General features: G+C 46.0%; 9 protein-coding genes, 1 riboswitch and 1 other annotated feature. All 9 genes read right to left on the reverse strand.

Annotated features, from left to right (window positions below; translation table 11 throughout):
• Nucleotides 1-35: 35 nt before the first annotated feature.
• A riboswitch (SAM riboswitch) is annotated at nucleotides 36-146 on the reverse strand.
• Nucleotides 147-195: 49 nt separating this feature from the next.
• Complete coding sequence (gene aspS / locus BC8716_RS20525; protein WP_094428706.1) at nucleotides 196-1,965, reverse strand: aspartate--tRNA ligase; 1,770 nt, start codon at nucleotides 1,963-1,965, stop codon at nucleotides 196-198.
• Between the two features lie 3 nt (nucleotides 1,966-1,968).
• Entirely contained in the window at nucleotides 1,969-3,249 is a 1,281-nt protein-coding gene (gene hisS, locus BC8716_RS20530) for a histidine--tRNA ligase (RefSeq protein ID WP_094428708.1), read from the reverse strand.
• Between the two features lie 51 nt (nucleotides 3,250-3,300).
• Nucleotides 3,301-3,524, reverse strand: a binding site (T-box leader).
• Between the two features lie 350 nt (nucleotides 3,525-3,874).
• Nucleotides 3,875-4,927: a serine hydrolase domain-containing protein gene (locus tag BC8716_RS20535; RefSeq protein WP_245850015.1), complete on the reverse strand. Its 1,053-nt coding sequence runs from the start codon at nucleotides 4,925-4,927 to the stop codon at nucleotides 3,875-3,877.
• A 159-nt stretch (nucleotides 4,928-5,086) separates the two neighbouring features.
• Entirely contained in the window at nucleotides 5,087-6,100 is a 1,014-nt protein-coding gene (locus BC8716_RS20540; protein ID WP_011246418.1) for a Gfo/Idh/MocA family protein, read from the reverse strand.
• On the reverse strand, nucleotides 6,097-6,819 hold the full coding sequence (locus BC8716_RS20545; RefSeq protein WP_094428710.1) for a ThuA domain-containing protein: 723 nt from the start codon (nucleotides 6,817-6,819) through the stop codon (nucleotides 6,097-6,099). The genes BC8716_RS20540 and BC8716_RS20545 overlap by 4 nt, the downstream gene beginning before the upstream one ends.
• Before the next feature lie 36 nt (nucleotides 6,820-6,855).
• Entirely contained in the window at nucleotides 6,856-7,863 is a 1,008-nt protein-coding gene (locus BC8716_RS20550) for a LacI family DNA-binding transcriptional regulator (protein ID WP_011246416.1), read from the reverse strand.
• Nucleotides 7,864-7,952: 89 nt separating this feature from the next.
• Nucleotides 7,953-8,903, reverse strand: a complete 951-nt coding sequence (locus tag BC8716_RS20555) for an IS30 family transposase (RefSeq protein ID WP_094428712.1) — start codon at nucleotides 8,901-8,903, stop codon at nucleotides 7,953-7,955.
• A 247-nt stretch (nucleotides 8,904-9,150) separates the two neighbouring features.
• Nucleotides 9,151-9,591: a D-aminoacyl-tRNA deacylase gene (gene dtd / locus BC8716_RS20560; RefSeq protein ID WP_094428714.1), complete on the reverse strand. Its 441-nt coding sequence runs from the start codon at nucleotides 9,589-9,591 to the stop codon at nucleotides 9,151-9,153.
• Between the two features lie 20 nt (nucleotides 9,592-9,611).
• Nucleotides 9,612-11,819 (reverse strand): RelA/SpoT family protein, encoded by a 2,208-nt coding sequence (locus tag BC8716_RS20565; RefSeq protein WP_216924180.1) that lies wholly within the window; start codon nucleotides 11,817-11,819, stop codon nucleotides 9,612-9,614.
• Nucleotides 11,820-11,901 lie beyond the last annotated feature (82 nt).

Genomic DNA, 11,901 nt, shown 5'->3' on the forward strand with positions numbered 1-11,901 from the left:
AAAACCCCTTTTCAGATAAGAAAAGGGGTTCGCCTCACTTATCTTTCAGAACAAAAGCTGCTCTGCTGAATGTAGCACCGTGGTTTACAAATAAACTGGTTGCCGGGCTTCATTGGGTCAGGTCCCTCCGCCACTCTTGATAAGTTCTTATTCATTTTTATATTAGGCACATTATAAGCAGCGGCAACGTATTTGTCAACTGCGCTTGTTAATAATGGACAAGTTTAAATCAATTAGCTGTTCAACGCTCACTTTGTTTGGCGCTTCGGTTAGAAGGTCGCTAGCGCTTGCCGTTTTTGGAAAAGCAATCACCTCACGTAAATTGCTTTTGCGTGCAAGAAGCATGACGATTCGGTCAAGACCTAAGGCAATGCCGCCATGTGGAGGCGTTCCATAATCAAATGCTTCAAGTAAAAAGCCAAACTCTTCTTTAGCCGCTTCTGAACTAAAACCAAGGAGCTTGAACATTTTTTCTTGCAGTTCCCGTTCATAGATGCGCTGTGAACCGCCGCCAAGCTCAAAGCCGTTTAAGACAAGGTCATATGCTTCGGCACGCACTTGCTCTGGATGGGTTTCCATAAGGTCCAAGTCTTCCGCTTTCGGGCGTGTAAACGGATGATGGAGCGCAACAAACCGTTTTGCTTGTTCGTCATATTCGACAAGTGGAAAATCGGTTACCCAGAGGAAGTGAAACGCGTTTTCGTCAATTAGCTGAAAGTCCTTTCCAAACTTTAAGCGCAGCGCGCCCAGTGCATGAAACACAACTTGCTTCTTATCCGCTCCGAAAAAGAGCAAATCGCCTGCTTCAGCGTCCATTGCCGCAAGCAATGCAGCCGTTTGTGCTTCATTAAAGAATTTGGCAATCGGGCCCTTTATCCCTTCGTCATCAACTTTGAGCCAAGCCAACCCTTTTGCCCCATAAGGCTTAACAAAATCAGCTAGCGCATCAATATCTTTTCGTGAAAGCTTATCGGCTCCGCCTTTTAGTGTAAGGCCTTTAATAATGCCGCCCGCTTCTAACGCACCTTTAAACACTTTAAACTCCGTGTCTTTGAGCACGTCAGAGAGTTCGATCAGTTCCATGCCAAAACGAGTGTCAGGCTTGTCAGAACCGTAGCGGTTCATCGCTTCGTCGTACGTCATCCGCGGGAAAGGCCGCTTTAGGTCAAGCCCGTGTGTTTCTTTCAACAATTTCTCCATCATGGCTTCAGCCATCGCCAAGATATCCTCTGTATCAAGAAAGCTTGTTTCAATATCGATTTGCGTAAATTCAGGCTGCCTGTCTGCGCGCAAATCTTCATCACGGAAACAGCGGACAATTTGGAAGTACTTTTCAAAACCGGACACCATCAACAGTTGCTTGAAAATTTGCGGTGATTGTGGCAGCGCATAAAACTGGCCATGGTGGACGCGGCTCGGCACCAAATAATCGCGCGCCCCTTCTGGCGTGCTTTTTGTGAGCATCGGCGTCTCAATCTCCAAATAGCCATCTGCATCAAGAAAATCACGAACGCTTTTCATGATTTTGTGACGCATCGCGAACGCTTCTTGCATATCAGGGCGACGCAAATCCAAATAACGGTATTTCAAGCGGACGTCTTCAGCTGCATCCGTGTCTGCTTCAATTTGGAATGGCAAAGATTTCGAGACATTCATGATTTCGAGCTCACGAACGTGAACTTCGATAGCGCCAGTCGCCAGCTTGTCATTAACTGCCTGTTCATTCCGTTCCACCACAGTGCCTGAAACGGCGACAAGGTACTCATTGCGGACACGGTCAGCTGCTTTCAACGCTTCTTCACTGACTTCCGGACTGCACACAACTTGGACGATACCAGAGCGATCACGAAGATCTAAAAAAACCACCTGGCCTAAATCACGGCGCCGCTGCACCCACCCTTTTAGTTGTACCTGTTGGCCTGCTAGTGTTTTGTCAAGTTGGCCACAATGATGTGTACGTTTCATCTCCTAGTTTCCTCCTCGTATCTGTTCTTGTAGAAATGATGTCAAATCGTTAAAGGCGACTACCGTTTGTTCTCCAGTTGCCATTTGTTTAACGAGCGCTTGTTGCTTCGCCATTTCGTCTTCGCCAATAATAATTGTATAAGACGCTTGATAACGGTCAGCCGCTTTAAGCTGTGCTTTCATTTTTTTGCCTAAGTAGTCTTTATCGGCACGAATGCCTCCATCGCGCAAACGTTGCAACAGTTGCGGCCCTAGGTGGCTCGCTTCATCGCCGAGAGTAACTAAATACGCATCGAGGCTTTGCGGTACTGGCAAGTCGACATTCTCCGCTTTCATCGCTAATATAAAGCGTTCGATGCTGAAGGCAAATCCGATGCCTGGCGTCTCTGGGCCGCCAAATTCCTGGACAAGTCCATTGTAGCGACCGCCTCCGCATAGCGTTGTAATTGCTCCGAATCCTGGAGCCGTACTAAGCAATTCAAATGCGGTATGGTTGTAATAATCCAACCCACGTACAAGCGTTGGGTCGACTACATAAGGAATGTTCAGCAAGTCGAGCGTTTCCTTTAGCGACTGAAAATAAGCACGGGACTCTTCATTTAAATAATCTAAAATCGACGGTGCTGTCGCCATAAGCGGATGCTCTCTATCCTTTTTGCAATCGAGAATACGTAATGGATTTTTTTCAAGTCGCATTTGGCAATCGCTACAAAATTCATCAATTGATGGTTTAAAGTGGGCGATTAATGCTTCCCGATGCGCCTTACGGCTTTCCGAATCGCCAAGTGAATTGATGACCAGTTTCAAGTTGACAAGGCCAAGTTTTTTGCAGATGGCGATGAGCAATGCTAGCACTTCCGCATCTAGTTGGGGGCTAGCGCTGCCAAGTGCCTCTACGCCAAATTGGACAAACTGACGCATACGCCCTGCTTGTGGGCGCTCATAACGAAACATTGGGCCTGTGTAGTACAACTTCGTTGGCTGTGCTGGGGATGCATACAGTTTATGGTTGACATAAGAACGAACGACTGCCGCCGTTCCCTCAGGCCTTAGTGTTAAGCTGCGACCGCCTCGGTCCGAAAAGGTATACATTTCTTTTTGAACAATATCAGTCGTATCGCCTACACCCCTTGAAAAAATTTCGGTATGTTCAAAGATCGGTGTACGGATTTCTTGATAATGGTATGTTTCGCATGTTTCCTTAGCAACTTGTTCAATGTACTGCCAAATTGCTGCGTCTTCTGGCAAAATATCTTGCGTCCCCCGCGGCAGCTGAATCGACATATCTCATCTCTCCTTTTCCATAAAAAAACTCCCGTCCCAGATGATCCGATCATCTGGGACGGGAGCATATCCCGTGGTACCACCCAAATTGAGGCATAAAGCCCCCACTTTTGTCTGTTAACGCCAGCTACGCCCTTTCCTACTAAACCAGTGGTTGTTCAGAAAGGATCCTCAAAGGTGTTCATTCGTTACGGTAGAAGAGGCCGCTTTCAGCCTAGGCGGCCCTCTCTTTGCATCTATTGCCCTTAACTACTATGCCTTATCATTGGTTTTAACCCATTTTTCAATTGTGATGTTAACAAAACAGCAGCCGTTTAGTGCCGCCCTTTTTGTGCACTTATATGCTTCAACAATAACTCTAAGATGTTTATAACTATACGAATTACACAGACCGGTGTCAACCGTTAATTGCGATTTTGCTGTTTTTTATAAATCGGTAAAGAATGTTGCTCGATACCTGTTTCCAAAGGTTTTACCGGATCCCAGGCTCCTATTGGGGTAGGAATCTCTTTTTCCCATTGCGTGTAAAACGGCACTGGATAGTTGCTACTAGTCCGCATGTAACCGCCCCTTTTCCCAACGTTTTTGTTAGGATAGCCATTCCAAGGGCGTTTTAAACGTATTTTCAAGAAAAGAGGCATTGATAGATTAAGTCATGGAGTGCGGGGCGAATACGGCGAATCGCATGATTGTCTCTTCCTAAATGGACACGGTTCGTTAAAAAGATGACCGCAAGCTCAGCAACAGGGTCAAACCATATACTAGTGCCTGTAAAACCAAGATGGCCATAGGAAAACGGGGAAAAAAAGCGGCCGCAAGACGAGTTGGTCTGTGCCCCTTTTACAATCCAGCCGAGTCCACGGGGTTCTTCCATACCAGCGCTAAAATGTTGCCGAGCATAGCGGAGAATGTCTGGGTCAAATAGCAAAGGAGTTGCTGCTTGCATTTCACAAGCAAATTTTTCAATGTCACTCACTGTCGAAAAAAGCCCTGCATGGCCACTGACGCCCCCCATGGCAAAAGCATTCTCATCATGGACTTCACCGCATTTAGGACGTCCTAACCAATGATCCCATTCCGTTGCTGCGTAACGAATAGCAGGAAATCGCGGGCAAAACTGTGTTTCCTGCATGCCAAGAGGTGTATATATCCATTCGTTTGCAACTTGTTGCAAACTCTTTCCAGTTACTTGTTCGATGATTGCTCCAAGGGCAATAAAACCTAAATCGCTGTAAACAACACGGCTTCCAGGTGTGTACGTAGGCGCTTGATGACACACACGGGCAATCGTTTCGTTATAATTAAGCCTCTCCTTATAAAAGGGGACGCTGGCAGGAAGCCCTGCTGAATGGGTCAGCAACTGGAAAAGCGTTACATTTTCCTTCCCATTAGCGCCGAAAGGAGGAAGCACCTCTGCTACGGGCATATGAAGGGAGAGTCGCTTACTTTGCCATAACTGTAAAATGAGCGGCAACGTGCAAACAACTTTCGTTAAAGAAGCTAAATCAAAAACGGTATTGACGCTCATCGGCTGCCTTTCTGGCCATAACTGGCGATAACCGATCGCACCCCGGAAAAGCAGGCGGTTTCGGTGAATCACGCTAATGACGGCCCCAGGAAGGCGTTCTTTGTCAATTTGCTCTTGCAAAAATGTGAACATGGTGCTGCCTAGCTCCACCGTTTCTCCCCCTTTTTGCTTTAGATTACCACAAAAAGAAGCATCTCCGTAAAGCGAAAAGAAGTCTCCTTCTCTTCATCCAAGGATGAAAGGAGGAGACTTCAGAAAGTTGGGGCTGGTTTCGTTCAATCGGAATGAACCATCGCCAATGATCGAAGCTTACTTACTCTGTTTATAAATTTGTTCGATGATGCTTGAAACGAGACGGGCTTCATTCGGTTTCACGATCAGTTCTGTTCCACTCGTGCAGGCAGCGACAAAATGCCGTGCTTGTGCTAGCCCTTCGTCACTTTCTCCGGAAATCCAGTCCGCCACAGTAGTCGTCATCATTCCTTGAGAAGCATGGTTGACAGCATAAGGAAACACGTTTACGCCACCTTGCGTGCCAGAGATGCTTAATGTTTCTTTGTCTTCAGGAACATTGGCAGCCCATGACGTTTCAAATAGCATCGTCGCGCCGTTTTTAAATTTAATATACGCAGTGGCGTGGTCTTCGACATCAATGGTCGTTGCATCGTACAATCCCCATTGATTGACTTGGTCAGGATCACGGCTGACCATTTCGTACGTTTGGCCGTGAACACTTTCTATTTCTGGGAAGTCAAGGAGCCAAAGTGCTAAATCTAACAAATGACAACCGTAATCCATTAGACACCCTCCGCCTTGAAGGGATTTATTGGTGAACACGCCCCATCCAGGGACTTTTCTCCGCCGCATCGCTTCGACACGCACGACTAGAGGGTCGCCGATTCCTCCAGAAGCAATTAGGCGTTTGGCGGCTTGCGATTCCTTTTTAAAACGGTAATGGTAACCGACTTGCAATACACGCTTTGCTTTCTCGGCTGCGTTGACCATGTCCTCACACGCTGCATCCGTAATGGCCATCGGTTTTTCACAAAATACATGGACACCAGCTTCAAGTGCAGCAACGGACATCTCATGGTGGAACTTGTTAGGCGTACAAATAATAACAGCATCGACACGTTTGAACAGTTCCGCTGCCTCTTTTGCGACAAAAGGAATCGCAAATTGGTCGGCAACTTCTTTCGCTCTGTTCTCATTAACATCATAAACGCCAGCCAGTTCGACTCCCTCAATTTTCGAAAATGCAGGGATATGCCTGCCTGATGCAATGCCGCCGACGCCAATAAACCCTAGTTTTAATTGTATCATTTGCTTCCCCCTTGAACCGGCTCAAGGGGCTTGGCGTTTCCGTAAGCAGGATATGCCCGTTTCGTCGGTGCTGCCCAGCGAACGGCATTTTCGATGACCCGTTGGACATGTTGATTTTTAAACGTTGGATACGTTTCATGCCCTGGACGAAAATAAAAGATTTTGCCGTTTCCTCTCGTGTACGTACAGCCGCTACGGAACACTTCGCCACCCTGAAACCAGCTAAGAAAAACGATCTCATCTGGATTCGGAATATCAAAGTGCTCACCATACATTTCTTCCTTCTCTAGTTCAAAGTATTCATCAATGCCTTCTGCAATTGGATGGCTTGGACTCACAACCCAAAGGCGCTCTTTTTCATCCGCCTCACGCCATTTTAAATCGCATCCCGTCCCCATCAATTTCTTGAATATTTTCGAAAAATGGCCTGAATGAAGGACAATCAAGCCCATTCCCTCAAGCACCCTTTTATGAACGCGCTCGACTACTTCATCATCTACTTCGTGGTGAGCAATATGCCCCCACCAAACAAGGACATCGGTTTGGTTTAACACCTCTTCTGTCAAACCATGTTCAGGCTCGTCTAGTGTTGCCGTTGAAACTTGATGTTCTTTGCCTAAAAAATCAGCAATGACTTGGTGAATCCCGTCTGGATAAACGCTGCGCACAGCTTCATCTTTTTGTTCATGCCTAAATTCATTCCAAATGGTTACATTCATTGTATTTCCCCTTCCTGGAATCGTTCCCAGTAATCGTTAAGTTGATTTCCGCGCCAACAGCGGCGCCTCCAAATATGTCGCTAACGGTGGTGGACTCTCTTTTCGCAACAAAGCGAGCATACGTTCCATTGCTGCCCTGCCCATTTCCTGCACAGGCTGGTGAATCGTCGTCAACTCGGGTTCAATCAAAGTAGCATGCGGTTGATTGTCAAAGCCGACAATCGCTAAGTCATCAGGGATTTTCCAGCCAGCAGCTTTTGCCTCAGCGATTATTCCAGCTGCCACTTCATCGCTTCCTGTCAAAATGGCATCAGGCCGGTTAGCTAAGCACACCATTTGTTTGAATATATTTCTGCCGTCCTCAAGGGAATGTCCCAAAAACAAACATTCGCCATACATGTGCATCCCGGCTTCTTCCATTGCCTGGCAAAACCCTAAATAACGATCTTGGGCAAGTGGCGAAATAACGGCATCGGATTCCGTTTTTGTGATCGGATTGCAATAAGCAATTTGCTTATAACCTTTTTTTAACAAATGGACAGTTGCTTCGTACATCGCTTTACTCTGGTCAATTGTCACGACTGGTACTCCATCAGACTGCCGTGGATATTCATTGCAAATGACAATGGGCCCATAATCCGTATAGGGGGCAATCGTTTCCCAATCATTAACGAGCGAAGCAAGAATAAGGCCATCGACTTGTTTGGTTCGCAAAAGCTGCAAGAAATGGAGCTCTTGGTTTGCAGAACCTCTTGTGTTGCATAAAATAAGCCTATACGACTGTTCAGCAGCGACCTCGTCCATCGCGTCTACAATTGCACTAAAAAAAGGGTTTACGATTCGTGAAACAAGGACAGCAATTGTCCGTGTTTCTGTTCCCCTAAGGCGTTGAGCCGATGAATTCGGTAAATAGCCCAGCTCCTTCATTGCTTGTTTGACGGCTTTCCGTTTTTCCTCATCCACATAAGGCTGATTGTTCATTACACGGGAAACCGTTGACCGTGACACACCAGCACGAAGGGCCACATCTTTAATTGTGGGCATTGATCCACTCCTTTATTGAAAACGTTCTCATTTCAACTTTATTGTACTTGTTTCTCCCTTCATGTCAACCTTTAATTTATGATAAATTGTCAATTCAAGTGCAACAGTTCATAGGTAAATGCCTCGTGGGCAGTTCGCCATTGTAAACATTTCCTTGGTCGTTCATTGATAAGAGCTAAATTCTTAGCTAATTCAAATGGATCGATACAAGCAAAATCCGTTCCCTTCGGGTAAAACTCTCGGAGGAGGCCATTCCCGTTTTCGTTACTGCCTCTTTGCCAAGAAGAATAAGGATCCGCAAAATAAAAGGAAATCGCTCCTGTTTCTTCGATCGGACCATAACAGGCAAACTCTTTTCCACGGTCTACGGTGGCTGTTTGAATGGCGTTTTTAGGCAAAGAGGTTTCCAGCTTTCGGATGGCTTTCTCCATAGAGGCGGCCGTTCGGTCTGGCATGGGGATCGCACAATACCAACGGGTTTTTCGTTCAATAAAGGTCGCTAGGCAGCCTTTGCTTTTCCCACGACCCGATACGACCGTGTCCAGTTCCCAATGGCCAAAGGTCTCTCGTGTTCGGATTTCTTTAGGTCTCTGCTTGATAGATGTCCCAACGGTGAAGCGCCCACGGGTTTCATAGGGTTTTTGGCTTTTCCCTTTACGACGCAGTACAGCGGCTGTCCGTTGTAAACGCCCTTGATAGACCCACCGATAAAGCGTTTTAAAGGAAAGCGTCCCAGAGAAGCACCGTCCAACAATTTGCTCAGGCGACCACGTTCGATCGAGTTTTTCTGTGATGAACGCAGCGAGCTCAGGCGACCATTTCCCCTTTGGTTTCGATGCCTTTCTTCTTCTCTGAGCTATCTCATGGGCTTTCTCCGATTGATAAGACGTCTTCCCGTTCGCATTTCGGCGTCGTTCCCGAGAAATCGTGGACGGACTGCGCCCAAGGTTCTTAGCGATCTGCCGAAGCGACATCCCAAGATGAGTCATCGTTTCCATACGTGCGCGATCAAATGTGGTAAGATGGTGGTAGCAGCTCATGTTGCCCTCCTTGATGGTTTGTGTGGTTACGAACATCTTACACGAGGGTTCCATGAGCTGTCTTTCTTTAGGTGTTGCACTTCATATTACAATTCGTCTTATAAAAAGAGCCTGCCAACTGGCAAGCTCCAGACTGTCAATTAAACGCTTGTATACATCTTCGTTTGTGCAAGTATAGGCTCGTTAACACTCGTCTATTCGGATCTCCCTTAAGTGAAGATGGCGACTCGATTAAGACGACAAGCTCTTACTCACTTTCAACTAATATCGTTACCGGACCATCATTAATTAACTCTACTTCCATCATAGCCCCAAACTCGCCTGTTTCCACAACAAGGCCGAGTTCTCGCAAATAGCTGTTAAAAAGTTCATAAAGCTGCTTTGCCTTTTCAGGCTTAGCAGCACGCATGAAATTAGGACGACGTCCTTTTTTACAGTCTCCATAAAGCGTAAATTGCGAAATCGATAAGACGGAACCGCCTTGATCGAGTACCGATTCGTTCATTTTGGCAGAGCTGTCTTCAAAAATGCGCAAATGGGCTACTTTTTCTGCGCAAAAACGTACGTCCGCTTCCGTATCTTCTTGAGAAATTCCAACTAAGAGGACGAGGCCTGGCCCAATGTCGCCAACTGTTTTTTGGTCGACTCGAACACTGCCCCGTTTCGCTCGCTGGACTAGAACTCGCATTTTTTTCACCTGCTTCGACGCTAATGGGTTACCCTCCGTACAGAGTAAATGTCTTTTAACTGTTTAATTTTGTCTACCACTTTTTGCAAATGAGCGATATTGGAAATAGAAATGCTCATTTCAATTGTCGCCAGTTTATGCTTATGGTCAGAACGGCCAGAAATCGTATTAATTTGCGTGCGCGTTTCTGTCAATGTGTGCAACACTTCATTTAACAAACCGTTGCGATCAAATCCAGTAATCTCAATGTCGACATTATACGACTTGCCCTGCTGCTCATTTCCTTCCCATTCCACTTCAAGCAAACGGGACGAATCTGAATCGGCTATGACATTCGGGCAATCTTTGCGATGAATGGAAACGCCACGGCCTTTTGTAATGTAGCCGACAATCTCATCTCCTGGCACTGGCGTGCAACATCGTGCTAGGCGGATAAGCATATTGTCGACACCTTTTACATGCACGCCAATTGAATTTGTCCGCTTGTTTGGCGAAACCGTTTGGATTTCGTTTAGCACAGCGTCAAGGGATTGTTGCTCCTGCTCGCTGTCTTTTGCTTTGCGTTGTTTTTCAGTTAGGCGATTGACAATTTGTTTAGCGCTAATCCCGCCATAACCAACTGCTGCGTACATATCTTCTTCGCCAGCAAAACTGAACTTGCTAATCGCTTCTTGTAAATTTTCGTGCGTTAAAATGTCTTTTACATCAAAATCAAGCGCCCGTATTTCTTTCTCGATTGCTTCTTTCCCTTTGAGGACATTTTCTTCGCGTTTCTCTTTTTTAAACCACTGTTTGATTTTGTTTTTAGCATGTGACGACTTAGTAATTTTCAACCAGTCATGGCTTGGCCCATATGAGTGTTTCGACGTCATCACTTCGACAATGTCACCCGTTTTTAGTTCATGGTCAAGGGGGACCATTTTGCTGTTCACTTTCGCACCGATGCATCGGTTGCCGATCTCACTATGGATCCGATAAGCAAAGTCAAGCGGAACCGATCCCCGGGGCAATTCAATGACGTCGCCTTTTGGTGTAAACACAAACACCATATCGGAAAACAGGTCCATTTTCATAGATTCCATAAACTCTTGGGCGTCATTTGTGTCTGTCTGCGATTCAATCACATCGCGGAACCACGTTAATTTATCTTCAAACGAATAGCGGTTGCTTGAGAGTGTTTTCCCTTCTTTATACGCCCAATGGGCGGCAACACCATATTCGGCTACCCGGTGCATGTCCTCTGTGCGGATCTGCACTTCCAGCGGGTCTCCGTTCGGTCCGACTACGGTTGTATGCAGCGACTGATACATATTTGCTTTTGGCATGGCAATGTAATCTTTAAAGCGTCCTGGCATGGGGCGCCAGCACGTATGAATGACGCCAAGAACCGCATAACAGTCTTTAATGTTTTTAACAATAATTCGGACAGCTAGCAAATCATAAATTTCATTAAATTGTTTGTGCTGAATCACCATTTTCCGGTAAATGCTGTATATATGCTTTGGCCGGCCTGACAATTCTGCTTGTACGTTTACTTCTTTAAGTTGGACTTTGATTTTGTCCATCACTTCTGTCAAATATTCTTCCCGTTCAGCACGTTTCCGTTTCATTAAATTGACAATACGGTAATACTGCTGTGGATCCAAATAACGAAGCGCTGTATCTTCCAGTTCCCATTTAATCGTTGAAATTCCAAGACGATGTGCCAATGGAGCAAAGATCTCTAACGTTTCGTTTGAAGTAATCCGCTGCTTCTGCGGTGGCATGAATTTAAGTGTCCGCATGTTATGGAGACGGTCTGCCAGTTTAATCAAGAGGACGCGGATATCTTTAGCCATGGCCATAAGCATTTTCCGGTGGTTTTCGGCTTGCTGCTCCTCTTTGGATTTATATTTAAACTTCTTTAATTTTGTTACGCCGTCAACTAGCATAGCGACTTCCTCGTTAAACGCTTCTTCCAAATCGTCGACTGTTGCTTCGGTATCTTCAACGACATCATGAAGAAAAGCGGCGGCAATCGTATTCGGATCTAATTCAAGCCCGACAATAATGCCAGCTACTTGGACTGGGTGTAAAATATAGGGCTCTCCCGATTTACGGTACTGACCACTGTGTGCCTTTTCAGCAAACTCGTACGCTTTTTCCAAAAAGACAACATCGTCTTTTGTCAAATACGCACGCGCTTTTTCGAGCACCTGATCAATTGTCATGAAATCACCTTTACTCATTCGACAAGTTTTCTTTCTATTATCCGCTACTCGTTCAGTGTTGTAAAGGGAGAGCGGCTTAGAAATTGCAAAAAGACTGCTG

It is taken from the genome of Shouchella clausii, assembly GCF_002250115.1.
GTDB lineage: Bacteria > Bacillota > Bacilli > Bacillales > Bacillaceae_D > Shouchella > Shouchella clausii.